This is a genomic window from Streptococcus sp. HMSC073F11 (genome assembly GCF_001810785.1).
Lineage (GTDB): Bacteria > Bacillota > Bacilli > Lactobacillales > Streptococcaceae > Streptococcus.
Genome location: NZ_KV802698.1, coordinates 376,702 through 402,396, shown reverse-complemented (window position 1 = coordinate 402,396; position 25,695 = coordinate 376,702). Strand labels below are relative to the sequence as shown.

27 protein-coding genes and 2 pseudogenes are annotated in these 25,695 nt (G+C 43.3%); 10 read left to right on the top strand and 19 right to left on the bottom strand.

The window, feature by feature from the left end; genetic code table 11:
- Position 1: 1 nt before the first annotated feature.
- The 17 genes from rsmB to HMPREF2764_RS08690 all read right to left on the bottom strand — a co-directional run bounded on the left by rsmB (position 2) and on the right by HMPREF2764_RS08690 (position 15,318).
- Entirely contained in the window at positions 2-1,315 is a 1,314-nt protein-coding gene (rsmB, locus tag HMPREF2764_RS08770) for a 16S rRNA (cytosine(967)-C(5))-methyltransferase RsmB (protein ID WP_070529196.1), read from the bottom strand.
- Entirely contained in the window at positions 1,308-2,243 is a 936-nt protein-coding gene (gene fmt / locus HMPREF2764_RS08765) for a methionyl-tRNA formyltransferase (RefSeq protein ID WP_070528901.1), read from the bottom strand. Before fmt ends, rsmB begins: the two co-directional genes overlap by 8 nt.
- Before the next feature lie 12 nt (positions 2,244-2,255).
- On the bottom strand, positions 2,256-4,652 hold the full coding sequence (locus HMPREF2764_RS08760) for a primosomal protein N' (RefSeq protein WP_070528898.1): 2,397 nt from the start codon (positions 4,650-4,652) through the stop codon (positions 2,256-2,258).
- A 65-nt stretch (positions 4,653-4,717) separates the two neighbouring features.
- The gene (gene rpoZ / locus HMPREF2764_RS08755) at positions 4,718-5,029 is read right to left on the bottom strand and encodes a DNA-directed RNA polymerase subunit omega (RefSeq protein WP_070528894.1); all 312 of its coding nucleotides are present in this window, start codon (positions 5,027-5,029) and stop codon (positions 4,718-4,720) included.
- Positions 5,030-5,053: 24 nt separating this feature from the next.
- Complete coding sequence (gene gmk / locus HMPREF2764_RS08750; RefSeq protein WP_070528891.1) at positions 5,054-5,680, bottom strand: guanylate kinase; 627 nt, start codon at positions 5,678-5,680, stop codon at positions 5,054-5,056.
- A gap of 129 nt (positions 5,681-5,809) precedes the next feature.
- Positions 5,810-7,423, bottom strand: coding sequence for a ribonuclease Y (locus HMPREF2764_RS08745; protein WP_000404934.1), 1,614 nt, complete (start codon positions 7,421-7,423; stop codon positions 5,810-5,812).
- Between the two features lie 201 nt (positions 7,424-7,624).
- Positions 7,625-8,722 (bottom strand): nucleotidyltransferase, encoded by a 1,098-nt coding sequence (locus tag HMPREF2764_RS08740; protein ID WP_070528889.1) that lies wholly within the window; start codon positions 8,720-8,722, stop codon positions 7,625-7,627.
- A gap of 14 nt (positions 8,723-8,736) precedes the next feature.
- Positions 8,737-9,129, bottom strand: coding sequence for a hypothetical protein (locus tag HMPREF2764_RS08735; protein WP_070528882.1), 393 nt, complete (start codon positions 9,127-9,129; stop codon positions 8,737-8,739).
- 9 nt (positions 9,130-9,138) lie between these two features.
- Positions 9,139-9,879, bottom strand: a complete 741-nt coding sequence (locus HMPREF2764_RS08730; protein ID WP_070529192.1) for a class I SAM-dependent DNA methyltransferase — start codon at positions 9,877-9,879, stop codon at positions 9,139-9,141.
- Positions 9,880-9,989: 110 nt separating this feature from the next.
- A complete protein-coding gene (gene rsfS, locus HMPREF2764_RS08725; protein ID WP_070528879.1) occupies positions 9,990-10,343 on the bottom strand; it encodes a ribosome silencing factor in 354 nt (117 codons plus the stop codon).
- Entirely contained in the window at positions 10,344-10,937 is a 594-nt protein-coding gene (gene yqeK / locus HMPREF2764_RS08720; RefSeq protein WP_070528877.1) for a bis(5'-nucleosyl)-tetraphosphatase (symmetrical) YqeK, read from the bottom strand.
- A complete protein-coding gene (locus HMPREF2764_RS08715; protein WP_070528875.1) occupies positions 10,937-11,566 on the bottom strand; it encodes a nicotinate-nucleotide adenylyltransferase in 630 nt (209 codons plus the stop codon). Before HMPREF2764_RS08715 ends, yqeK begins: the two co-directional genes overlap by 1 nt.
- Before the next feature lie 51 nt (positions 11,567-11,617).
- A complete protein-coding gene (yhbY, locus tag HMPREF2764_RS08710) occupies positions 11,618-11,929 on the bottom strand; it encodes a ribosome assembly RNA-binding protein YhbY (protein WP_045612188.1) in 312 nt (103 codons plus the stop codon).
- A gap of 212 nt (positions 11,930-12,141) precedes the next feature.
- On the bottom strand, positions 12,142-13,248 hold the full coding sequence (gene yqeH / locus HMPREF2764_RS08705; protein ID WP_049492111.1) for a ribosome biogenesis GTPase YqeH: 1,107 nt from the start codon (positions 13,246-13,248) through the stop codon (positions 12,142-12,144).
- A gap of 2 nt (positions 13,249-13,250) precedes the next feature.
- Complete coding sequence (locus HMPREF2764_RS08700) at positions 13,251-13,778, bottom strand: YqeG family HAD IIIA-type phosphatase (RefSeq protein WP_049500248.1); 528 nt, start codon at positions 13,776-13,778, stop codon at positions 13,251-13,253.
- Between the two features lie 16 nt (positions 13,779-13,794).
- The gene (locus tag HMPREF2764_RS08695) at positions 13,795-14,700 is read right to left on the bottom strand and encodes a magnesium transporter CorA family protein (protein ID WP_023943579.1); all 906 of its coding nucleotides are present in this window, start codon (positions 14,698-14,700) and stop codon (positions 13,795-13,797) included.
- A gap of 51 nt (positions 14,701-14,751) precedes the next feature.
- Entirely contained in the window at positions 14,752-15,318 is a 567-nt protein-coding gene (locus HMPREF2764_RS08690; RefSeq protein WP_070528872.1) for a mechanosensitive ion channel family protein, read from the bottom strand.
- Positions 15,319-15,469: 151 nt separating this feature from the next.
- Between HMPREF2764_RS08690 and sstT the strand changes: the two genes are divergently transcribed.
- Entirely contained in the window at positions 15,470-16,675 is a 1,206-nt protein-coding gene (gene sstT / locus HMPREF2764_RS08685; RefSeq protein ID WP_070528869.1) for a serine/threonine transporter SstT, read from the top strand.
- A gap of 66 nt (positions 16,676-16,741) precedes the next feature.
- A complete protein-coding gene (locus tag HMPREF2764_RS08680; protein ID WP_070528865.1) occupies positions 16,742-17,695 on the top strand; it encodes an aromatic acid exporter family protein in 954 nt (317 codons plus the stop codon).
- Between the two features lie 464 nt (positions 17,696-18,159).
- Here HMPREF2764_RS08680 and HMPREF2764_RS08675 read toward each other — a convergent pair whose 3' ends face one another.
- Positions 18,160-19,704 carry a peptide chain release factor 3 gene (locus tag HMPREF2764_RS08675; RefSeq protein WP_033685454.1) on the bottom strand — a complete coding sequence of 515 codons (1,545 nt, stop codon included), beginning with the start codon at positions 19,702-19,704 and terminating at the stop codon, positions 18,160-18,162.
- Positions 19,705-19,916: 212 nt separating this feature from the next.
- Here HMPREF2764_RS08675 and gatC point away from each other — a divergent pair, with 212 nt between their 5' ends.
- From gatC to nusB, 8 genes and pseudogenes are all read left to right on the top strand, one after another.
- Positions 19,917-20,219, top strand: a complete 303-nt coding sequence (gatC, locus tag HMPREF2764_RS08670; RefSeq protein ID WP_000705420.1) for an Asp-tRNA(Asn)/Glu-tRNA(Gln) amidotransferase subunit GatC — start codon at positions 19,917-19,919, stop codon at positions 20,217-20,219.
- Complete coding sequence (gene gatA, locus HMPREF2764_RS08665; RefSeq protein ID WP_070528862.1) at positions 20,219-21,685, top strand: Asp-tRNA(Asn)/Glu-tRNA(Gln) amidotransferase subunit GatA; 1,467 nt, start codon at positions 20,219-20,221, stop codon at positions 21,683-21,685. Before gatC ends, gatA begins: the two co-directional genes overlap by 1 nt.
- Positions 21,685-23,130, top strand: coding sequence for an Asp-tRNA(Asn)/Glu-tRNA(Gln) amidotransferase subunit GatB (gatB, locus tag HMPREF2764_RS08660; RefSeq protein WP_070528859.1), 1,446 nt, complete (start codon positions 21,685-21,687; stop codon positions 23,128-23,130). The genes gatA and gatB overlap by 1 nt, the downstream gene beginning before the upstream one ends.
- Before the next feature lie 57 nt (positions 23,131-23,187).
- The gene (locus tag HMPREF2764_RS08655) at positions 23,188-23,583 is read left to right on the top strand and encodes a hypothetical protein (protein ID WP_070528857.1); all 396 of its coding nucleotides are present in this window, start codon (positions 23,188-23,190) and stop codon (positions 23,581-23,583) included.
- A 108-nt stretch (positions 23,584-23,691) separates the two neighbouring features.
- Positions 23,692-23,853, top strand: a pseudogene (locus HMPREF2764_RS08650) (glutamyl-tRNA amidotransferase); the annotation flags it as partial.
- Positions 23,854-23,989: 136 nt separating this feature from the next.
- Positions 23,990-24,550, top strand: coding sequence for an elongation factor P (gene efp, locus HMPREF2764_RS08645; protein ID WP_000568643.1), 561 nt, complete (start codon positions 23,990-23,992; stop codon positions 24,548-24,550).
- A 21-nt stretch (positions 24,551-24,571) separates the two neighbouring features.
- Complete coding sequence (locus HMPREF2764_RS08640; RefSeq protein ID WP_070528853.1) at positions 24,572-24,961, top strand: Asp23/Gls24 family envelope stress response protein; 390 nt, start codon at positions 24,572-24,574, stop codon at positions 24,959-24,961.
- Positions 24,954-25,379 carry a transcription antitermination factor NusB gene (gene nusB / locus HMPREF2764_RS08635; RefSeq protein WP_070528848.1) on the top strand — a complete coding sequence of 142 codons (426 nt, stop codon included), beginning with the start codon at positions 24,954-24,956 and terminating at the stop codon, positions 25,377-25,379. Before HMPREF2764_RS08640 ends, nusB begins: the two co-directional genes overlap by 8 nt.
- 66 nt (positions 25,380-25,445) lie before the next feature.
- Here the strand turns inward: nusB and HMPREF2764_RS09880 are convergent.
- Positions 25,446-25,695, bottom strand: a pseudogene (locus HMPREF2764_RS09880) (transposase); the annotation flags it as partial.

Below are 25,695 nucleotides of genomic sequence, written 5' to 3'. Positions count from 1 at the left end.
CCTAATCCGATATCTTGCGAAATTGACTGATGAAGAATCCATCACTTCCATACAATTCAGGTGTAATGAGGATACAGCCGTCTTTCATGATATCCTTACATTCATGTTCTAGTTCTACCTGCTCGAACTCAGGATGACTTTCTAAAAACGCCTCAACGACTTGAAAATTCTCCTCTGAGACAATAGTACAGGTACTATAAGTTATTATACCACCTTTGCGTAGTGTTTGACAAACACTACCTAATATTTCTAGCTGAATTTCCTGCAATGACGCGAAATCTGCCGTTTCTTTATTGTATTTGATGTCTGGTTTTCGACGCAGAAGGCCAATTCCTGAACAGGGAGCATCTACTAAAATCTTGTCAAAGGAATCCTGACCAAAAAACTCATGCACCTTTCTGGCATCTAATTTTTGCCTTTGAACCCGATCTGCAACTCCTAGACGTTGGGCATTTTCTTGGATTAAGTCCAACTTATGGTCATATAAATCCAGAGCAGTAACCTGACCTGTCGTGAGATAAGAGGCTATATGGGCTGTTTTCCCACCCGGAGCCGCACAAGCATCTAGAACCTTCTCATCACCTTGTAAATCAAGAGTTGGCGCAACCAGCTGACTGGACTCGTCTTGGATGGTAATGGCTCCCTCTGCAAACAAATCATGGCCTGCAAAATGCCCCTGCTCCTTAACCAGACCAGAAGAAGACAAGGACGAATCACTAGCCTCCAACAAGGCTTGGATTTCCTCTTTTCGGCTTAAATCAGTCACACGAATACTGGCCTTGTTACGCACCAAGAGACTTTCAAAAATAGCCTGCGCTCGCTCTTCGCCGTATTCTTCTTTGAGCTTGGAAACTAGCCAAACCGGAAGGGAATATGCAATGGAGTCACGCTTGTTTTTTCGTTTGATGCTGGTGATATCTGGCCATCCTTCACGTAGAATACGACGAAGGACGGCGTTGGCCAATTTTTCACTACCTTTTTTACGGACTTTGGCCAATTCTACTGCTTCATTGACCACAGCATGGTCTGGAATCTTGTTCAAATAGCGGAGCTGGTAGGCGCTCATGAGAAGTAGGACATAGAGCCAGCTGTCTAACTGGTCTCTGTCTTCGATAAAGTGGGACAGGTACCATTCCAGAGTCAGTTTACGGGCCACCGTTCCATAGACAATCTCTGTCACCAAGCCCTTGTCTGCTGCTGAAAGTTGACTTCCCTTTAGATGCTTATTTAAGGCGATGTTTGAGTATGCTTGATTGATAAAAACATCCTCTAATGCTGCTAGAGCTAAACTTCTAGCCGTTTCTACTTTAGTCACCAAATCGTTCTCCTACAGTCAATGTCCGTCCAAGTCCGTTGAGGAAGGAAGCAATGTCCATCTTAGGTTTACCAGCTGGCTGCACTTGTTTGAGGGATAGAGCCCCTTCTGCCGTTGCGACAATCAATTCTTTCTTACCAATAGAGAGGATCTCACCTGGATTTCCCTTACCTTCCACTAGTAGTGCTTCATAAATCTTAAAGCGGTCGCCCTTAAGGAAAGTATGGGCAACAGGCCACGGATTCATTCCACGGATTTGGTTAAAGAGTTGACGATTGCTTTTAGTCCAATCTAACTTTTCTTCCTCTGGCTTGATATTGGGCGAGAAAGTAACTTGACTTGGATCCTGCGGTTCAGGTTTGATTTCCCCAGCAATGTAGGCAGACAAAGTGTCTAAAAGCAAATCGCGACCAACTAGCGCCAATTTCTCAAACAAGGTGCCGACATTGTCCTCATCCGTAATCGGAATACTACGACGAGAAATCATATCTCCTGCATCCATTTCCTTAACCATCTCCATAATGGTCACACCAGCTTCCTCATCCCCTTGAATCAAGGCATAATGGATAGGCGCACCACCACGGTGTTTAGGAAGAAGAGAGGCATGAACGTTGACCGCAAAGTCCATGCTATCAAGGAGTTTACTTGGGAGAAACTGCCCAAAAGCAGCAGTCACAATTCCATCCGCTCCCAAATTCATAATCGCTTCCATCTCTGGACTTCCAGATAATTTTTCAGGTTGGTAGATAGGAAGACCTGCTTCCTTGGCAGCCTGCTTGACTGGTGTTTCTTGGATAACTTTTTTACGACCAACAGCACGGTCTGGCTGGGTTACAACGGCTAGAATTTCGTAACGGTCATCTGTCAAAAGTCCTTTTAAGACTGTTGCTGAAAAGTCGGGTGTCCCCATAAAGATTAGTTTTGTCATATCTTCTCCTTCTTATAAAAATTGCTGTGGCTCATGGTCAATGCTAAGACGGAGCTCACTATTTTCCCGTTCTTGAGTTAAAGCCAGAACCCGATTGAGGGTTGGCCCCAGCTCATCTTCTAAACGATATTTAATCAAAATCTGGTAATGATAGAGGTTGTGGGTACGAGCAATGGGCTTGGGCGTCGGCCCGAGAATCTTACTGGTCTCTGACAAACCTGACCGCAAAACGCTCATAACTTCATAGGCACGTTTGACCACCTCTTCTTCTTTCTTATGAGAGAGGGTAATGCCAATCGTGAAATAGTAAGGTGGATAACCAAGTTGGCGTCTGATACCCATTTCATAGGCATAAAAGCCTTCGTAGTCTTGGTCTTTTGCAAATCGAATAGCGTAGTGCTGAGGATTGTAAGACTGAATCAAGACCTGCCCAGCTTTTTCAGCCCGACCTGCTCGACCTGCCACCTGAGTCAAGAGCTGGAAGGTTCTCTCAGAAGAACGGAAATCAGGCAGATTCAAAGCTGTATCCGCATTAAGAACTCCGACTAGGGTTACATTGGGAAAATCCAATCCCTTGGCAATCATTTGAGTTCCCAGCAAGATATCTGCTTCTCCTCGTCCAAACTGATCAAGAAGAGCTTGGTGACTGCCTTTCTTGCGGGTCGTATCCACATCCATACGCAGAATGCGGGCTTGAGGAAAGAGTTCTGCTAGCTCATCATAAGCTTTTTGAGTCCCTGTTCCATAGTAACGAATACTGCGACTCTTACAGTTAGGACAGACCTGAGGAATGTCCTTAGAAAACCCACAATAATGGCAGTTCATGGTCTTGGTATCCATGTGCAAGGTCAGAGAAATGTCACAGTTGGGACAAGTATCCACCGTCCCACATTCCCGACACATGACAAAGCTAGAATAACCACGGCGATTGAGCATGAGAACCACCTGCTCTTTTTTAGCCAGACGGTCTTGGATAGCTTCTAGCAAAGGCGGTGTAAAGTTTGACGTCTCATTTTGTCCGATATAGTCCCGAAAATCAATCACTTGAACCTCAGGAATGGTGGCTAAAGGATTAGCTCGTTGGGTCAGACATAAGTGCTGATAGACGCCTTTTCCAGCCCGCGCACGGCTTTCCAGACTTGGTGTCGCTGAACCAAGGACCAAGGCCGCTTGATTATACCGGGCCCGTAAAATAGCCACCTCTCTGGCATGGTAACGGGGATTGCTGTCTTGCTTATAAGTCGCTTCATGCTCCTCATCAATAATCATGACACCTAGATTTTTCAGGGGGGCAAAGATGGCCGATCTAGCACCAACAACAACTTGAGCATCGCCGCGTTCCACCTTGCGCCATTCATCATACTTTTCACCATTAGACAGGCCAGAGTGAAGAATGGCAACCTTATCCCCAAAACGAGCGATAAAACGCTCCGTCATCTGAGGAGTCAAGGAAATCTCAGGTACCAGCAAAATAGCTGTCTTGCCCTTATCCAAAGCCCCTTGGATAATCTGCAAGTAAACCTCGGTCTTCCCACTTCCTGTAATCCCTTGAAGGAGGAAGGGAGCCTGATGACTGCCAATCGCACTGACAACCGCATCACGCGCCTGTCTTTGCTCTGGATTCAATTCCAAAGGCTGACTTGCTTCAATCCCTTCAAAATAAGCAGCCGAGCGTTGAACTTCCTTTTGGACTATGGTCACAGCACCTTGTTCCACAAAGAAGTTGACTTGCTCCCGCGAGTAGGACTCTAACAAACTAGCCAAAGAAGCACTCTCTGGATGAGACAGCAAATAATCTCTCAATTCCAACTTTTTCTTAGCACGCGTAGAAATCTCTACACTTTCTAATTGAGCAAGGTCAACCTCATACCAAGACTGGGTCTTGACCTTCTTTTGATCAATTGCCTGATATTCTAGACCAAGCAGGCCTTTTCTAGTCAAACGCATCATTTCAGCTTGCTTAGCTAAATCCAGAGAAGAAAATGCAAGCGAATCCTCTGAACCAAACAAGCGCTCTCGGTCTTCCTGACTCAGACCTGCAAGAGGATAGAGAATCTTGTCATAGCTGGAGTTCAGAAATCCTGGTAGCATAGCCTTGAGGATGGAGATTTTATAGGAGAAGACGGACTTGCGTAACTCCTCAGCAAGCCAGAGTTGTTCTTGCGTGAGAACAGGAGAAAAATCCAGCACCTCCGCAATATCTTTTAAATCATGATTAGCCTCTTCTTCATCTGGTTGGGACTCCAAACCAAGAACAATCCCTTGAATCAGGCGATTGCCCTTACCAAAAGGCACATGAACCCGCATCCCAACTTCTAGCATTCCCTCGAATTCCTTAGGAATCCTGTAACTATAGGGCTGGTCCGTCTGCATCAAAGGCACATCTACGATAATCTTGGCTATAGCCATCTTCTCACCTCCTCCTTGTCAGTACATTCTTGCAATAGAAAAAATAAGATTGAGTCCCCCCAACCTTAAATTTTTTCACCATCTTCTTTTTCTTTAGCGATTTGCTCTTTGATTTTCTTTTCTTCTTCTTTGCGGCGTTTTTCTTCTTCGATACGGCGACGCACTGCTTCACGTTTTCCTTCTGGATCTGGGTGAATTGTAACGTTTCCTGATTCGATTTCTTCTAAAGCGCGAAGAGTTGATTTTTCAGATTTGAAACCTTGAGTTGCTGGCGCACCTGCTTCCAATTCGTGGGCACGTTTTGCTTCCAAGATTACGAGTGAATATTTTGATGGAACCTTGTCGAGCAAGGTATCAATAGAGGGTTTTAACATCATTTGCTTGTACCTATTTTCTAAATTTTATCGGGTAGTTGGAGATTTTGGTAACATCTCCTGATAGTGACCAATGACACGATCCACACGGAAGTGCTCTGCTTCGATCACACGTTTGACACGATCAGCAGCTAGGGGCACCTGATCGTTGACAATCGCATAATCATACTCACGCATAAGGGCAATTTCTTCCTTGGCTTTTTCGATTCGTTGGGCAATCACTTCTGCGCTGTCTGTTCCACGTCCTACCAAACGATCTTGCAATTCATCCAAATCTGGTGGTGTCAGGAAGATAAAGACAGCATCTGGAACCTTTTTCTTGACCTGAAGAGCACCCTGAACTTCAATTTCAAGGAAAACATCGATTCCCTTGTCCAAGGTTTCATTGACATAGGTCAGAGGAGTTCCATAGTAGTTGCCGACATATTCTGCGTATTCCAACATCTGTCCTTGACGAATCAGCTCTTCAAACTCTTCACGAGTACGGAAGAAATAGTCCACTCCGTCCACTTCACCAGGACGTTGTGCGCGTGTCGTCATCGATACAGAATATTGAAATTGATTTTCAGAACTCTCAAAAATCTCTCTTCTAACCGTTCCTTTTCCAACCCCTGAAGGACCAGAAAAAACGATTAGTAAGCCTCGGTCTACCATTGTGTCTCCTTTTAGTCAGTCTGTGAAATAACATTTCTCTAGAATAATGGCAAAAAGCCAGATTATCCTTTACAGTCTTTCTATCTAGTGTAACAAAAAAGCAGTAATTTTTCAACTGCTCTTTCTTATTTATTTAGCATAATCTACTGCACGAAGCTCGCGAATCACGGTTACCTTGATATTTCCTGGGTAATCGAGATTGTTTTCAATTTTCTCACGAACTTTGTGAGCCAAGATTGTGACTTTGTCGTCCTTGATTTGTCCTGGGTTGACCATGATACGGATTTCACGTCCTGCTTGAAGGGCAAAGCTATTTTGTACCCCTTCAAAGCCGTTAGCAATTTCTTCCAAATCATGGAGACGCTTGATGTAGCTTTCAAGAGACTCACTACGAGCACCTGGACGAGCTGCGCTCAAGGCATCTGCTGCAGCGACGATCACTGCAATGACGCTCTCAGCTTCAACATCACCGTGGTGACTAGCAATCGTATTGACCACAACTGGGTGTTCCTTATACTTACGAGCCAATTCCATACCGATTTCAACGTGGCTACCCTCAACCTCGCGGTCAATAGCTTTTCCGATATCGTGAAGGAATCCAGCACGACGGGCAAGAGCCGCATTTTCACCAAGTTCGCTCGCCATAATACCAGCCAACTTAGCAACCTCAATCGAATGACGCAAGACATTTTGTCCATAAGAAGTACGGAACTGCAAACGTCCCATAATCTTCATCAAGTCTGGATGAAGGTTTGGCGCACCAATCTCATAGGCTGCTGCCTCACCATATTCACGGATCTTATTATCAATCTCTTGACGGTTTTTCTCAACCAACTCTTCGATACGAGCTGGATGGATACGACCATCCTTAAGCAACATTTCCATGGTCATACGAGCAATTTCACGACGAATCGGGTCAAATCCTGACAAGGTTACCACTTCTGGTGTATCGTCGATAATCACATCGACCCCTGTCAAACTTTCAAAGGTACGAATGTTACGACCTTCACGACCAATAATGCGTCCCTTCATAGTATCGTCTGGCAGATGAACTGTTGAGTTTGTTGACTCCGCTACATATTCACCAGCGATACGTTGCATAGCTTGAACCAGGATATCCTTGGCCATTTTATCAGAACGTTCCTTGACCTCTTGCTCAGCTTCGCGAATACGGCTAGCAATCTCCTTGGTCAAGTTTTCCTCTGTCTGAGCCAAGATAATATCTCGTGCTTCTGCCTGAGACAGAGCACCAATACGCTCTAGTTCTGCTTCTTTTTGTCTTTCGACTTCCTCTAATTGCTCTTCACGCGCATCAAGGTTTTTCGCTCTATCAGAAATACTTTGTTCTTTTTGTTCAAGTGTTTGTTCTTTACTCGTCAAATTGTCGTCCTTACGATCGAGGCTAGTAGCTCTCTCTGTCAAACGACTTTCGATTTGTTTGAGTTCTTGACGTTCTGATTTGAATTCAGCGTCCACTTCTTCACGGTATTTTCTGGCTTCTTCTTTGGCCTCCAATAGTGCTTCTTTTTTAAGAGACTTGCTTTCACGTTTAGCTTCATTAACAAGTAAATCTGCTTCACGCTCAGCTTGTCCACGTAAATTAGTTGCTTCTTGTTCAGCATTTAAAAGCATCAACTCTGCAGCTTCCTGAGATGATTTCATCTTGGCTGAGATGCTGACATATCCAATGACTAAACCAATGATGACGGCAAAAACAGCAATCGCAAGCGACATGATTTCCATGTTTTTACCTCATTTTATTGTTATTCCGAATGACATACATTCTTTTACATTCTACCATAAAAAAGTGATTTTCACAAACCTAAAATAGAATATGTTTTGGGAATTTAAAACACATTTACCTAAAATTTATTAGTGCAATCTCTATTTCTTAGAAATCCTAGTTTAGTAGAGATTTAAGAAAAAGCCTACCTTTCAGTAGACTTAGTTTGTTTCTATTCTAATCGGCACTCTTCCAAAATTCTGCTCCGCTATACCTGGATTTCCAAGTTGATAAATCTGGTCTGCCTTTTGCGTCATGCTATCCCAAGGCTCTTTACCTATGCGGCTGACTAAATGTACCTGCCCTTTCAGAGATTTGAGATGTTGTCTGCCTTTTTCGGTAAAACCAAGAACATGAATCCCTTCTGGCAAGTCACTTTCTCTGGCCTGCACCAAAATATAAGTCAGGAGACGTCTGACACGCGCCTTAGTGTAACGTTTGGTGGCAACCGCCTCGACCAATTCTTCTAAAGACTGAGCTGTTTTGATGGCTTCCTTAATGCGCACAGCCATTTCTTGATTGACCTGATAGATAGTGGTTAGGTCTGGATTGGACAAGATTTGATAGCGGAGCATAGGAAAATAGTCTTCCCAGTTCACCTTACTGGCCTGCTCAAAAAGGGCAACCGAAGGCATAAAGCGTTCTAAGAAATCTTGGTCCTTCTGGTGCTGACGCAGGGCTGTCGCCGAGGCAAAGTCCACATCCTTATCCACAGAATGATAGCCAGCCCCCTGACGCTGAATCGGATGAAGTTTGATGTTGAGTCCCGCAACTGCCTTGACATAGGCAAGAGCAAGAACATGGTTGGGCGTATTTCCTGAAAAATCAAGACCTGCAAATTCCTTCCACATGGCCTGGGTCTTCTGGGGATAAGAAAGAGAATCAGGAAGATTTTCCACAAATTTCTCCATATCAGCGCCTTGTTCTGTGTATAAGTCAGCGATTTTCTGGTAATCCACAACTTCCTCCGTCCCAAATGCTAGAGTATCAATACCCAACCGAGCCAAGATATACACAGCGCCTTGGCCAAAGAAATCTGCCGCCTGAACACTGACTAAAAAGGGCAATTCTACTACCAGATCCGCTCCATTTTCCAGCGCCATCTGGGCCCGTGTCCACTTGTCCACGATAGCTGGCTCTCCACGCTGCATGAAATTTCCTGACATGGCTACGATTTTCAGTCCCTTCGCCTGATCCAACAGGTATTTATGTCCATTATGAAAGGGATTGAATTCCGCGATAATACCTGTGATGGTCATGGTAATCTCCCTTCCTAATGACGAAATCTACGATACCACTCAGGCAATCTCCCTCTCCAGTTAAGCCATTGTTTTTCTCCCACTGGAAGGATCTCTGCTAGTTGTTCATTACTATAATTCTTTTGTAGTTCAGGATAAGCTATCAACATAGTTGGACTATGGCATCCGGCAACCGTCATTGGCCATGTTCCGTACATTAGCATATGTCGGATATCATCCTCTGATTTTATTTCATTTACTAACATATCAAAAAGTTTCTTGGACATATCGTAAACAACTAACTCTGAAAATACGGTTCCTTCTTCCTGAACATAAAAGTATTGCCCATCTTTTTCCCAAAGCGTTCCATTTTGACGGATACGATTAAACTGAGAAACTTCTTCCCAAGAATATTTTGATCGAACCATATCAACCTCCTACTTCTGCGCGACAAAAAACCAACGGGTGCTAGTTTCTGTCGGCTCTTTGTCTTCAAAGTCCGCAAAGAGTTTGAAGGATTTGAATCCGGCCTGTTCCAGCAAAATATCATAGGTCAAGATCTCATAGGTCCGCTCCTCATGCACTTCATCGTGGCGACTAAAGGAACCATCCGCCTCCTTGATAAAGAAAGTCAGCTCATGGACGATGGAATGAGGAGCTTCGTCCTCATAGGTGTCCCAGAGCATAGCGAAATCTTCCGCATTTTCATGGTAAGAATAGCCTGGGAAGATCTCGTCTGTTTGGTAGGTCGAATGCACATCAAAGATGAAAACTCCATCTTCATTGAGGGCATTATAGACTTCTTTAAAGACGTCCCCTACTTCCACCTCATCCTGCATGTAGCAGATTGAGTCAGAATAACACGTGACAAAATCATATTGACCTGCCTTGGACAAATCCAGCATATTGCCTTCAATAAAATCAATCTTTTGCTTGGCTGAAGCCGCTCTCTTTTCAGCAATCTTCAGCATATCCGCGCTCAAGTCAAGTCCAGTCACATCAAAGCCAGCCTGAGAAAAGCGGACAGACTGGATACCTGTTCCACAAGCCAATTCCAAAAGCTTCTTTCTATCCTTTGTCTTAGGCAAATGACGCAGCGAAAAATCCGTCCATTTATCATATAAACTATCATCCATCACAGCATCGTAAACAGCCGCAAAGGTTTCATAAGTTGCCATAATCATGATACCAAGAGCCTCCATGGCAAACACCACTCGCCCTTTACCTTTCTATCCATTTTTTCTAAAATAAGCAAAGAAACCCAGTTGACTGCAACTGAGTTCGTCTTCTAAGCAAGAGTTGCTGAAATATCTACTGAATTCGCCTCATGCCATAGCTTCTCTAGGTTATAGTGGGCACGCATTTCTTCTGAGAAGATATGCACGACAACAGAACCTAGGTCCAGCAAAACCCAGCCTCCAGTTGCATCACCTTCGATATGACTTCCTTTAAAGCCTGCTTCAGCTACTTTTTCACGGATATTGTCAGCGATAGCGTCCAACTGACGGCTATTCATCGAGCTAGTGATAACAAAGTAGTCCGTCACGCTGGTCAAATCTTGTACATCAAGTGCGAGAATATCCTCCGCACGTTTCTCATCAGCCGCTTTCACGACTAGTTCTAGTAATTCTTTTTCGTTCATTTAGTCCTCTTTCAAATAGTGCACAAAGGCGTTATAGGTTTCAAGGGTTTTGGGATAGATTGGAAATCCCTGATGAGCTAGATGCTCCACAGTACGAGCTGTTTCGTAGGCCACCGCCTTATTAAGCGATAGAGTTGCAATCTCGCGCGCTACATCTACTCCAGGAAAGGCACGATTATGCTCTATATAGTCTGCAACGTAGATAACCTTATCAAGATCTGTCATCTGACCAGCACCGACTGTATGGATTTCAATGGCTCGCAGGATTTCTGGATCATGCAAATCCAAATCTTCTTGAATCTTGTAGATGCCAACCATGCCATGCCAGACATTATTACCCCAGTTTTTGAGGTCAAGGTCTAGCTGATAACGGTTAATCAAATTCAAAAATTCCTGATCTGACAGCTTTTTAGCATAGTCATGAAGGAGACCTGCAAGACCAGCTTTCTCAGCATCAATTTCGAATCGCTGAGCCAATTCTATGGCCGCACGCTCCACACCCAAACAATGGGTTAACCGTTTTTCAGGTAGAAGCTCTGCCATTTTTTCCAACAAAGCCTCGCGAGAGCAGTTGATATAGTTTTGATAAGCCATCAGTAGAGCCCCTCCTTCTCGATGTAGTCTAGCACCGGCTGAGGTAGGAGAAAGTTAGGTTTTCGACCTTGGGCAAGGAAATCACGCACCATGCTGGACGAGATATCCATGAGAGGCACATCCACCCAGATAACAGGATAGGAAGTCCCTGCCTTGTAGCGTGGTCGCTGAACCCCCACAAACTGAACCAGATCGACCAGCTCATCAATTCGGTACCACTTAGGCAGATAGTCCACCATATCAGCTCCGATAATGAAGTAATAATCCGTATCTGGATGTTGCTCTGTCAAGATTTTCATGGTGTCATAAGTGTAGGAAATGCCCTTGCGCTCTAACTCGATGGTTTCAATGGCTAGGCCCTCAATCCCCTCAATCGCCAATTCAAGCATCTTGAGACGATGGTGTTCAGGAATGGTTTCCTTTTTATCTACATGAGGAGGTTGGTATTCAGGCATAAGCAAAACCTGGTCCAATCCCAACTGTTGCCGTACTTGGTCCGCAACGATCAGATGGGCATTGTGAACAGGGTTAAAATTCCCCCCTAAAATCCCAACTTGTTTGCGTTTTTTCTCCTTTATTTCTGGCTCCAACTCTACCTTGGTAAAGGGAGTCAATAATTCGATTGCCATAGGCTAGTCTCCTTTATTTCTCTGTAAAAACAGTTGTTTGGAGTAGGTTTTTTAGATTTCTTTGACTTTTTTAGAAATCTTGCGATTTTCTTTTTTGCTGGATTGTTTAAACAAAATCAAGATGCGTCCGATTTTTTGGACTGTGTCCACACCGATTTCTTCTTCCAAGATTTCAGCTACTTCGTGGATGTTTTCATCTGTATTTTGCAAGAGTGTAACCTTAATCAATTCCCGTGCGTCAAGAGCCCGACGGACGCTGGTTTTGATTTGGTCGTTAAGCCCATTTTTCCCGATTTGGATGATGGGTTTGAGAGTGTGTGCCTGACTGTTGAGGAAGGCACGTTGTTTTGATGTTAATGACATAATTTTCTTCCTTGTTTTTTGATAGTTATTTTAGGTGGTGAGGGACGGTCGGAACTAATTTCCCAAAGATCTCATCTTTGAAAAATGGATTTCCTGACCTCATAATTGAGCCTTGGTCTCAATTGTGCCCCTTGCCAATCTAACGATTGGCAAGACCCCACGGCAATAACTATCTCTTTATGAGCTCACTTTGTTCGCTCAGTGATTTTATTTTAAATAATTGCTTTTCGTGCGACGACTGCGACGCCTTCTGGTGCCCAGACGGCGATTTTGGCAGTTCCTGTTACACGAATCCATCCTAGGCCTGAGATGACTAGGTCTGTCTTATCCTTGATGTTAAATAGATGCTCAACCAGTTTAGGAAAATCTTCTTTTTCCTTGCTATTTGGTGGTGTCAGGAGAGTTCCGAGGTGCTTATCATAAAAGGCACTGGCTCCTTCTAGCTTGGTACGATGCAATTTGAGTTCATTGTCAAAAAAGGCTGTGAAACCTTGCTTTTCACCTGCAATAAAGTCAAAGCGTCCGAGACCGCCTAGAAACAGGGTTTGTTCAGGATTAAGCTGATAGGTTTTAGGCTTGATTTCCTTTTTGGGGCTGACATACTTGAGGTTTTTGGCTGTCAAGTAGTGAGCCATCTGGTGACGGTGGATAATCCCCGGTGTATCGTAGATATAAGATCCGTCGTCAAGCGGAATCTCAATCTTGTCCAAGGTTGTCCCTGGGAAGCGCGAAGTCGTGATGACATTTTGGTCACCCGTGATTTCTTGGATAATAGCATTGATTAGAGTTGATTTTCCAACGTTGGTCACACCGACCACATAGACATCGCGACCCTTACGGTAGTGTTCAATCTTGTCAATGACTTCCTTAATGGCATGTTTGTTTTGTGCTGAAGTTAGGACGACATCGACTGGACGAAGTCCTTCTTCGTGGGCACGTTCCATGAGCCACTGGCTAATCTTGCCCGGCTTAACTGACTTAGGTAGGATATCTTTTTTATTTCCCACCAAGAGGACATCATTGCCCGAGACAAAACGTGGCAAGCCTGGAATGACAGAGCCATTAAAATCAAAGATATCAATGACATTGACCACTAAGGCATCACTGTCTCCCACCTCGTGCAAGAGCTTGAGGAAATCATCGTCCGTCAACTGGACATCCGTGATTTCATTATAGTGGCGGAGACGGAAACAGCGTTGGCAATAGACTTCGCCAGTTTCCAAACCTTTTTCAAGTGCCGACTGGGGGGTAAAACCAAGACCAGCCTTATCTGTCGTCTGAATGGTTGCTCCACAACCAATACAGAGAATTTCTTCCATAGTTAAATTCCTTTTTTATATGTAATCGGTCCGTACGTTTCAGTGATTTTTCGCTTCACACGGCGCTCACGAGCTCGGTTGATCTGTGTTTTGATCGAGTCATGTTGGACCAAGGGTTTGACTAAAATCGAGCGAATGCCTGCACGGTGGGCTGCTCGTATATCTGTCATGAGCTGGTCGCCAACCATGACCACTTCACTTTTCTCATAATGAAATTCCTTCATGGCACGGTCAATCCCAAATGTGAAGGGCTTCAGAGCCCAATAAACGTAGTCAATCCCAAATTTCTCAACTGCTCGTTGGACGCGTTTTTTAGTGTTATTTGATACCACAATGATGCGAATGCCCGCGTCCCGAAGATCATGTAGCCATTGCTTCATCTCTGGCGTCCCGTCAGGGTTGTTCCAAGCAATGAGGGTATTGTCCAAATCGACCAAAACAGCCTTGATTCCATGCGCCTGCAGGCTTGGGACTGTCAGATCATAGACTGCTTCCACAGCAAAGTCTGGCATGTAGTTTTCAATCACCATTTTGGCTCCTTTTCTTTTATTTTCTAGTAATTTTCTTCAGCCATTGAGATAAGGCCACCCATAAAATCAAGCTAGTCATTAAGATATAAATCCAAGCATTTGGCTCTTCTGTAAATGGTAGAGGAACATTCATTCCGAAGAAACCTGTAATAACCGCAAGTACTGCTAGTAAGACGGAGATAATAGTCAAAATTGACAAACTATCATTCAAGTTATTGTTTAGGATGTTGTTGTAAGAAGCTGAGAGTTGTTGCAAGACTTGAGAAATCAAGTCTGTCATAGACACCAACTGATGGGCTTCAATCATGGCATCATCAAACTGCTCTCGTTCGACATCATTAAATCTCCGATAAAGAGCATGGCCCTGGATATGTTCCAAGAGGAGTCGATTTTGTTTTGCTGCTGCTGTCAAGTAAACCATACCAGTCTCCAAGTCAGAGAGGGCGAAGAGATTTTTCTTTGTTGTAGTTTGACGTAGCAAGGCACTAATTTCGTCCTTACTTTTATCCATCTCTTCAATGACAGGATAATAAGCGTTACTGATAATCTCTAAACCAGCAAAGAGAAACTTGTAAATAGAAAGCGACTCATGGCTATCCAGATAAGCTGACATCTGATCAATGACATAAGCATTCTTATGGTTGCTGATGGTAATCATTCGTTGTCTTTCGACGATAAAGGTCATGGGAATCGCTTCATAATATTCTTTGTCTTTTTCTAAATCAAGAACATTATAAATAAAGGTTACCGTCTCCGTTTCACGGTGATAATCCATGTGGGCACGCTCATTCCTATCCAGCGCATATTCGATGGTTTCCTTGTCCAAACCGTAGATTTCAGAAAGATCCTCTAGTTTTTTCAACTTGTCCAAATCTAAGTTAATCCAGGTACAACCATTGCCCAACTGTTTTTCTAAAAACATCTTCTCTCCTTTACCAAACTCTTTCCATTGTACCATAAATCTGCTAAAATTTCAGGCCTGGTCTGTCCGAGAGAAATTGCTGACAACGGTGATATTCCGATTGGGAACGAAGTGCAGAACCTGATCTTCTCCTCTGAGTTGAGTTGTTCGAATGCCGACACTGACAACCTTGCCCGAGACAGTAATAGGACCATTTGTCAGAACGACCTCATCTCCCACATCCAGTTGACGTTCAAAAAGGATGAAAAAGCCATTGATGACATCAGACAGAAAACCTTGAGCTCCCATTCCAATAGCCACCCCAGCAATCCCAGCTCCAGCAAGCAAACTAGAAACTGGCAAACCCAAAATAGACAAGATACAATAAAGCAAAAAGAAATAAAGGGTATAATTAAACACATTTTCTAACAGACGTGAGATGGTTTTCTGACGCCCAACATCATGACGAGACATTTTTAGAGAAGGTTTAACAATTCTCTGCACCATGGTATAGAGCAATTTCTTAGCTATATAAAACAGTAAAAATAGGAATAACAGAGAAATTAACTTGGTTAAGATATTTTCAATAATCGTTGTAACATCAAGCTTATTGAGGTAGGTTTGAATAAATTCTTTCATAGAAAACTCCTTTCATTTATTATACCATACTTTCACAAGTGATGAATCTCCATAAATATTCAAAAATAATAGCCAAAATAGACAGAAAATTCTTGATTTTAGTTCATATTTATACTATAATCATAAACATTACACAACAAAGGAGATTGTTATGAAAAAATTCATTCATGCTTGGAATAAGGCAAGCCTAATCAAACGGATTTTGATTGGTATGCTTATTGGAGGAACCCTAGGGCTGACACTTCCTAACATTTCAGGAATTGGTCTACTCGGAGATCTCTTTGTTGGCGGTCTAAAAGCCATCGCACCTATTCTAGTCTTTGCCCTCGTTGCTAACGCCCTTTCCCAACATCAAAAGGGACAAGATAGCAACATGAAAACGGTTATCTTCCTTTACTTGGTAGGGACCTTTGCAGCGGCACTTGTTGCTGTCCTAGCAAGTTTCATCGTCCCTGTTGAGATTACCTTAAATAGTGCCAATACAGAAATCGCACCACCAGATGGAATTGGCCAGGTCCTCAGCAATCTCTTGCTCAAACTGGTTGACAATCCAGTCAATGCCCTCGTTACTGCTAACTACATCGGTATCTTATCTTGGGCAGTTGTTTTCGGGATTGCTATGAGAGAGGCCAGCAAAAATAGTAAAGAATTGCTGAAAACTATGGCTGATGTGACTTCTAAGATTGTCGAATGGATCATCAATCTAGCTCCATTTGGTATCCTTGGTCTTGTCTTCAAAACCATCTCTGATAAGGGAATCGGAAGCCTAGCTAACTACGGAATCTTGCTTGCCCTCTTGGTGACAACTATGTTCTTTGTCGCTCTGGTTGTCAATCCATTGATTGCCTTCCTCTTTATGAAGAAAAACCCTTATCCCCTCGTTTGGAAATGTTTGCGTGTCAGCGGTGTTACAGCCTTCTTCACTCGTAGTTCTGCGGCTAACATCCCTGTCAATATGAAACTTTGCCACGACCTCGGTCTGGATCCAGATACCTATTCTGTTTCTATCCCACTTGGTTCTACTATCAACATGGCAGGGGCAGCGATTACTATTAACGTTCTAACCCTTGCTGCAGTAAATACTCTTGGAATCCCTGTTGACTTTGCCACAGCCTTTGTCCTCAGTGTAGTAGCAGCAATCTCAGCCTGTGGTGCTTCTGGTATCGCTGGAGGATCCCTCCTTCTTATCCCCGTTGCTTGTAGCCTTTTCGGTATTTCTAACGATATTGCCATGCAAGTTGTTGGGGTTGGATTTGTGATTGGTGTCATTCAAGACTCATGTGAAACAGCCCTCAACTCTTCTACAGATGTCCTCTTCACAGCTGTTGCCGAATACGCAGCATCCCGTAAGAAATAACTCATAAAGACAAGCCTGCTCAGGTCTTGTCTTTTCCGCTTTTATCTAACTTACTAGGAAATCCTTATGTCTATTAGCCAACGTACGACCAAGCTCATCTTAGCTACCTGTCTTGCCTGCCTTCTTGCTTATTTTTTCAATCTCTCCTCAGCAATTTCAGCTGGAATCATCGCCCTCTTGAGCCTATCCGACACCCGTAGAAGTACCTTAAAACTGGCCCGCAATCGGCTCTTTTCTATGCTTCTAGCTCTTACTATTGGCGTTTTGGCTTTTCACTTGAGCGGATTTCATATCTGGAGCCTTGGCCTCTATCTAGCCCTCTATGTGCCTCTAGCCTACAAGATGGGCTGGGAGATTGGCATCACACCAAGTAGCGTTTTGGTTAGCCATCTCTTAGTGCAAAAGTCAACCTCTCCAGACCTCCTAGTCAATGAATTCCTTCTCTTTGCTATTGGTACAGGATTTGCTTTGCTTGTCAATCTCTACATGCCTTCACGAGAAGAGGAAATTCATCACTACCACACACTGGTAGAAGAAAAGTTAAAAGATATTCTCCAGCGCTTCAAATATTATTTATCCAGAGGAGATGGACGCAATCGAGCACAGCTGGTTGAAGAATTGGACACCCTTTTGGAAGAAGCACTCAGACTAGTCTATTTGGATCACTCTGACCACCTCTTTCACCAAACCGACTACCATATCCACTATTTTGAAATGAGACAGCGACAAAGTCGTATACTGCGAAACATGGCCCAGCAAATCAACACCTGTCACCTAGCTGCCAGTGAGAGCCTGATTTTGGCCCAACTCTTTTCAAAAATTGCCGGTCAACTGAGCCAGACCAATCCTGCTTCTGATTTGCTAGATGAAATTGAACGTTATCTGGAAGTCTTCCGTAACCGCAGTCTGCCCAAGACAAGAGAAGAATTTGAAACCCGTGCCACACTTCTTCAACTCCTACGTGAAGCCAAAACCTTCATCCAAGTAAAAGTTGATTTTTATAAAAAATATGGACAGTAAAAAAGAAAACTTCAGACCAATCACAAAAGGTGAATATCTGAAGTTTTCTTTTATTTGTAAGTTATTACCATAAAGGTTAATAGTAAAATGAATAAGGTCTAATATTCAACATCTTTTTGATAGAGGGCTAAGGTAAAACCCCACATACTTTGCTGTCTTATTATCCACGACACTAATTTTTACAAATCAATTTCATTTACCACACATAGTTAGTAAGACAGTTAGCTAGACCTCTCACTACCAGTTACAACGGAAAAGCCCACGAATCGATACCATTCGTGGATTTTTCCTAGTGAAGCGTTTAGGTAAGCCGCCATAGCGGTTACCTATTATTAGATTACGACACTGAGTTTTACAAATCGATTCCATTTGTAAAACTCAGTTAGTGAGGCAGTTAGCTAGTTCGCCAAATAGCGACTAGCGTCCAACAATTAGGAACTTTAGTTCCAATTGTTGGTACTGAGTCACATCTTCTCCTCCAACTCTACGTCTGGATACTTGTCCGCAAACCAGCGGAGGGCAAAGTCATTTTCAAAGAGGAAGACTGGCTGGTCAAAACGGTCTTTTGCCAAGATATTGCGACTTGATGACATCCGTTCATCCAAGTCCTCAGGCTTGATCCAGCGAACGGTCTTTTTACCCATTGGACTCATGACTACTTCCGCATTGTACTCGCCTTCCATACGATGCTTGAAGACTTCAAACTGAAGTTGACCAACAGCTCCCAGCATGTACTCGCCTGTTTGGTAATTTTTATAAAGCTGAATGGCTCCTTCTTGCACCAATTGCTCGATTCCCTTGTGGAAGGATTTTTGCTTCATGACATTCTTGGCAGAAACTTTCATGAAAATTTCAGGAGTGAAGGTTGGCAGTGGTTCAAATTCAAACTTGTTTTTTCCAACTGTCAAGGTATCCCCAACCTGATAAGTACCTGTATCGTAAACCCCGATGATATCTCCTGCCACGGCATTAGTCACATTCTCACGACTTTCAGCCATAAACTGGGTCACATTCGAAAGTTTAGCACCCTTACCAGTACGAGGGAGATTGACACTCATGCCGCGCTCAAATTCGCCTGATACGATACGAACAAAGGCAATGCGGTCACGGTGACGAGGGTCCATGTTAGCTTGGATTTTAAAGACAAATCCTGAGAAATCCTTGTCATAAGGATCCACAATTTCACCGTCCGTTTTCTTGTGTCCATGTGGTTCTGGAGCAAATTTGAGGAAGGTTTCAAGGAAGGTCTGAACACCAAAGTTAGTAAGAGCTGAACCGAAGAAGACAGGTGTCAATTCTCCAGCCAAAATAGCTTCCTCTGAAAACTCATTCCCAGCTTCATTTAAAAGCTCAATGTCATCCTTGACTTGCTCGTAGAAAGGATTGCTGCCAAAAAGCTGGTCCCCATCTTCCAGACTGGCAAAGCGCTCATCCCCTTTATAGAGCTCCAAGCGTTGGTTATAAAGGTCATACAAGCCTTCAAAAGCTTTCCCCATCCCGATAGGCCAGTTCATAGGGTAGCTAGCAATGCCCAAGACTTCTTCCAATTCTTGCAAAAGATCCAAAGGTTCACGACCGTCACGGTCGAGCTTGTTCATAAAGGTAAAGACTGGAATACCACGGTGTTTCACAACCTCAAACAATTTCTTAGTTTGGGCCTCGATACCCTTGGCAGAGTCCACCACCATGACCGCAGCATCCACCGCCATCAAGGTACGATAGGTATCTTCTGAGAAGTCCTCGTGCCCTGGCGTATCGAGGATATTCACGCGTTTTCCGTCGTAGTCAAATTGCATAACAGATGAAGTAACCGAAATCCCACGTTGCTTCTCGATATCCATCCAGTCAGACTTGGCAAAAGTCCCTGTTTTCTTTCCTTTTACCGTACCAGCCTCACGAATCTCGCCTCCAAAGTAGAGCAACTGCTCAGTAATAGTAGTTTTCCCCGCGTCCGGGTGGGAGATGATAGCAAAGGTACGACGTTTCTTAATTTCTTCTTGAATATTCATAAGTTCTCTTTCTTTGATTTTCTATTTTTAGTTATTTCAATAGCTAAAAATGATTTTACATTGGATTTTACCATTCCTTTCAACACTCCATTATATCGGATTTTAGCATTTTTTTCAATTTCTATTTCTTTTCAGCTCCCCCTCCCTTATTTATAGGAAAATATGGTAAAATAGAACAGACTAAAAATCATCATTTCACGAAAGGATGCAAGATGAAAATTACGCAAGAAGAGGTAACACACGTTGCCAATCTTTCAAAATTAAGATTCTCTGAAGAAGAAACTGCTGCCTTTGCGACTACCTTGTCTAAGATTGTTGACATGGTTGAGTTGCTGGGCGAAGTTGACACAACTGGTGTTGCACCTACTACAACTATGGCTGACCGCAAGACCGTACTCCGCCCTGATGTGGCCGAAGAAGGAACAGACCGCGATCGCTTGTTTAAAAACGTACCTGAAAAAGAAAACTATTATATCAAGGTACCAGCTATCCTAGACGATGGAGGAGATGCCTAATGACTTTTAACAATAAAACCATTGAAGACTTGCACAATCTCCTTGTCTCTAAGGAAATTTCTGCAACTGAATTGACCCAAGCAACGCTTGAAGATATCAAGTCTCGAGAGACAGCTATCAACGCTTTTGTCACCATCGCTGAGGAGCAAGCCCTTGCTCAAGCCAAAGCCATTGATGAAGCTGGAATTGACGCTGATAATGTCCTTTCAGGAATTCCACTAGCTGTCAAGGATAATATCTCTACTGACGGTATCCTCACAACTGCTGCCTCAAAAATGCTCTACAACTACGAGCCTATCTTTGATGCGACAGCCGTTTCCAATGCAAAAGCCAAAGGCATGATTGTCGTAGGGAAAACCAACATGGACGAATTTGCTATGGGTGGTTCAGGGGAAACTTCACACTACGGAGCAACTAAAAATGCTTGGGACCACAGCAAGGTTCCTGGTGGTTCATCAAGTGGTTCTGCCGCAGCTGTAGCTTCTGGACAAGTCCGCTTGTCACTTGGTTCTGATACTGGTGGCTCCATCCGCCAACCTGCTGCCTTCAACGGTATCGTTGGTCTCAAACCAACCTACGGAACAGTTTCTCGTTTCGGTCTCATTGCCTTCGGTAGCTCATTAGACCAGATCGGACCTTTCGCACCAACTGTTAAGGAAAACGCCCTCTTGCTCAATGCGATCGCGAGCGAAGATGCCAAAGACTCTACTTCTGCCCCTGTCCGCATTGCCGACTTTACTTCAAAAATCGGACAAGACATCAAGGGCATGAAAATTGCTTTGCCTAAGGAATACCTTGGTGAAGGAATTGACCCAGAGGTTAAGGAAACCATTCTGAACGCAGCCAAACACTTTGAAAAACTTGGTGCTATCGTTGAAGAAGTCAGCCTTCCTCATTCAAAATACGGTGTTGCCGTTTACTACATCATCGCTTCATCAGAAGCCTCATCAAACTTGCAACGCTTTGACGGTATCCGTTACGGTTACCGCGCAGAAGATGCGACTAATCTTGATGAAATCTATGTAAACAGCCGTAGCCAAGGTTTCGGTGAAGAAGTGAAACGCCGTATCATGCTCGGCACTTTCAGCCTTTCATCAGGTTACTACGATGCCTACTACAAGAAAGCTGGTCAGGTTCGTACCCTCATCATCCAAGATTTCGAAAACGTCTTTGCGGATTATGACTTGATTTTGGGACCAACTGCACCAAGCGTTGCCTATGACTTGGATTCACTCAACCACGACCCAGTTGCCATGTACTTGGCTGACCTCTTGACAATCCCAGTCAACTTGGCTGGTCTCCCAGGAATTTCAGTTCCTGCTGGATTCTCTCAAGGTCTCCCAGTCGGGCTCCAATTGATTGGTCCTAAGTACTCTGAGGAAACCATTTACCAAGTTGCTGCTGCCTTTGAAGCAACAACAGACTACCACAAACAACAACCCGTGATTTTTGGAGGTGATAACTAATGAACTTTGAAACAGTCATTGGACTTGAAGTCCACGTAGAGCTCAACACCAATTCAAAAATCTTCTCACCTACTTCTGCCCACTTTGGAAATGATCAAAATGCCAACACCAACGTGATTGACTGGTCTTTCCCAGGAGTACTGCCAGTTCTCAATAAAGGGGTTGTCGATGCCGGTATCAAGGCAGCTCTTGCCCTCAACATGGACATCCACAAAAAGATGCACTTTGACCGCAAGAACTACTTCTATCCTGATAATCCAAAAGCCTACCAAATTTCTCAGTTTGATGAGCCAATCGGTTATAACGGCTGGATTGAAGTGGAGCTAGAAGACGGTACAACTAAGAAAATCGGTATCGAACGCGCCCACTTAGAGGAAGACGCTGGTAAAAACACCCACGGTACAGATGGCTACTCTTATGTAGACCTCAACCGCCAAGGGGTGCCATTGATTGAGATTGTATCTGAAGCGGACATGCGTTCTCCTGAAGAAGCCTATGCTTATCTAACAGCCCTCAAGGAAGTCATCCAGTACGCTGGCATTTCCGACGTTAAGATGGAAGAAGGTTCTATGCGCGTGGATGCCAACATCTCTCTTCGTCCTTATGGTCAAGAGAAATTCGGTACCAAGACTGAGTTGAAGAACTTGAATTCCTTCTCAAACGTTCGCAAGGGTCTTGAATACGAAGTCCAACGTCAGGCTGAAATCCTTCGCTCTGGTGGTCAAATTCGCCAAGAAACACGCCGTTACGACGAAGCGAACAAGGCAACTATCCTCATGCGTGTCAAAGAAGGTGCTGCAGACTACCGCTACTTCCCAGAACCAGACCTACCACTCTTTGAAATCTCAGACGAGTGGATTGAAGAAATGCTTACAGAGTTACCAGAGTTTCCAAAAGAACGCCGTGCGCGCTACGTATCTGACCTTGGCTTGTCAGACTACGATGCTAGCCAGTTGACTGCCAACAAAGTCACTTCTGACTTCTTTGAGAAAGCTGTTGCCCTCGGTGGCGATGCTAAGCAAGTCTCAAACTGGCTCCAAGGGGAAGTTGCTCAGTTCTTGAACGCTGAAGGTAAAACACTGGAACAAATCGAATTAACACCAGAAAACTTGGTTGAAATGATTGCCATCATCGAAGACGGCACTATCTCTTCTAAGATTGCCAAAAAAGTCTTTGTTCATCTGGCTAAAAATGGCGGTGGCGCGCGTGACTACGTGGAAAAAGCAGGAATGGTCCAAATCTCAGATCCAGACGTTCTGATTCCAATCATCCACCAAGTCTTTGCGGATAACGAAGCTGCTGTTGCCGACTTCAAGTCAGGCAAACGAAACGCAGACAAGGCCTTCACAGGATTCCTTATGAAGGCAACCAAAGGCCAAGCCAACCCACAAGTTGCTCTTAAACTACTTGCACAAGAATTGGCCAAGTTGAAAGACAGTGAGTAATTTACTCTTTAAACACTTTTTTCTACTTTTAAGACGAGAATGAGACAAGGAGAATAAATGAACAAATTTTTACGATTGCTATTTGTTTTAGTCATCATCGCTATGCTAGGCGCTTCTATACTACAAATTTTCTTTCCATCATACATGGGAAGTCACTCCGGGTACGGAATCTCTGCTGGTTGGCAACGAGAAATTGGAATATGGAACCTAGCTGTATTGATTCTTATTCTCGGTGTCAATATTAAGTACGATTGGTTCTATCTACGAATCGTGCTTCTCGCTCTCATCTTCGGTGGGATTGGAATAGGAACAAATCACTTAGTCAATTTTATGGAGTCTCATTCTCCTGTAAATGCTATCGGTGCTTTCGAAAATTACTTGCTAGCGACGGGGTGGATTATAGGGTGGCTCATTGAACATCATTCCATAAAAAAGATAACTGCTAGTAAATAACGACAAGTATATCTTAGATGATTTTTAAAGGTTATAATATAGTTTAATAATCATTCAAATTAAGAGATCTACCTTTTCAATAGTCTCAATCCCATATCCTTCTTGAAGAGCTCAGCTACGACCAAGAAAGTCTTTGTCCACCTGGCTAAAAATGGCGGTGGCGCGCATGAATACGTTGAAAAAGCAGGTATGGTCCAAATTTCATATCCAGCTGTCTTGATTCCAATTATCCACCAAGTCTTTGCCCAGGAATTGGCCAAGTTGAAAGAATAGTAATATGTAAAAGAAACCAGCCCTGAGGTTGGTTTTTTCTACCCCACCATCTTCCAATAACTATTTTGGCTTTATTTCCAGAAGATTTTATGGTAAAATGAAGAGTAATAATATTTATTAAAGAGGTAAAAACATGATTGAAGCAAGCAAATTGAAAGCTGGTATGACATTTGAAACTGCAGACGGAAAATTGATCCGCGTTTTAGAGGCTAGCCACCACAAACCAGGTAAAGGGAACACAATCATGCGTATGAAATTACGTGATGTCCGTACTGGTTCTACTTTTGATACAAGCTACCGTCCAGAAGAAAAATTCGAACAAGCTATTATCGAAACTGTTCCAGCTCAATACTTGTACAAAATGGATGAAACTGCCTACTTCATGAACACTGAAACTTACGACCAATACGAAATCCCAGTCGTAAACGTTGAAAATGAATTGCTTTACATCCTTGAAAACTCTGATGTGAAAATCCAATTCTACGGAACTGAAGTAATCGGTGTAACTGTACCAACTACTGTTGAATTGACAGTTGCTGAAACACAACCATCTATCAAAGGTGCTACTGTTACAGGTTCTGGTAAACCAGCAACTATGGAAACTGGACTTGTTGTCAACGTTCCTGACTTCATTGAAGCTGGACAAAAATTGATCATCAACACTGCAGAAGGAACTTACGTTTCTCGTGCCTAATCTCTAGAAAGAGGTCATTCTATGGGAACTGAAGAACAATTTGGCGAAATCGTTATCGCTCCACGTGTACTTGAAAAAATCATTGCCATCGCAACTGCTAAAGTTGATGGTGTCCATTCATTTTCAAATAAATCCGTATCTGATACCCTATCAAAACTCTCTCTTGGTCGTGGCGTCTACTTAAAAGAAAGCAACGAAGAACTAACTGCTGACATCTATCTCTACCTTGAGTACGGTGTGAAAGTACCAAAAGTTGCTCTTGCTATTCAAAAAGCAGTAAAAGATGCTGTCCGTGATATGGCTGATGTGGAACTTGCTGCTGTCAACATCCATGTTGCAGGAATCGTTCCAGACAAAACACCAAAACCTGAGTTGAAAGATCTATTTAACGAGGACTTCCTCAATGACTAGTCCATTATTAGAATCTAGACGCGAACTTCGTAAATGCGCTTTTCAAGCTCTCATGAGCCTTGAATTCGACACAGATATGGAAACAGCTTGTAGCTTTGCCTACACACATGACCGTGAAGATGAAGATGTGCAAATTCCTGCCTTTCTTCTGAACTTGGTTTCTGGTGTTCAAGCTCAAAAAGACGAGTTGGATAAACAAATCAACCAGCACCTCAAGTCAGGTTGGACAGTTGAACGCTTAACCTTGGTCGAAAAAAACTTACTACGCTTGGGTATCTTTGAAATTACTTCATTTGATACACCTCAGCTAGTAGCAGTCAATGAAGCCATTGAACTTGCCAAGAATTTTTCAGATCAAAAATCAGCCCGCTTTATTAACGGACTGCTCAGTCAATTTGTAACTGAAGAAAATGAATAATCGAAAAAGTGTTTGGTCTTCCAAGCACTTTTGGCTCTTTGTCAACTGTAGTGTGTTGAAGAAAAGCTAAGATCTAGAAAGGACAAATTTTGTCCTTTCTTTTTTTGATATTTCGAGCGATGAAAATCCGTTTTTTAAGTTTTCAAAGTTCCGAAAACCATAGGCATTGCGTTTGATAAGCTTAATGAGATTATTGGTCACTTCTAATTTGGCGTTGGAGTAGAGTAGTTGAAGGGCGTTGACAATCTTTTCTTTATACTTGAGAAAGGTTTTAAAGACAGCCTGAAAAAGAGGATGAATCTGCTTTAGATTGTCC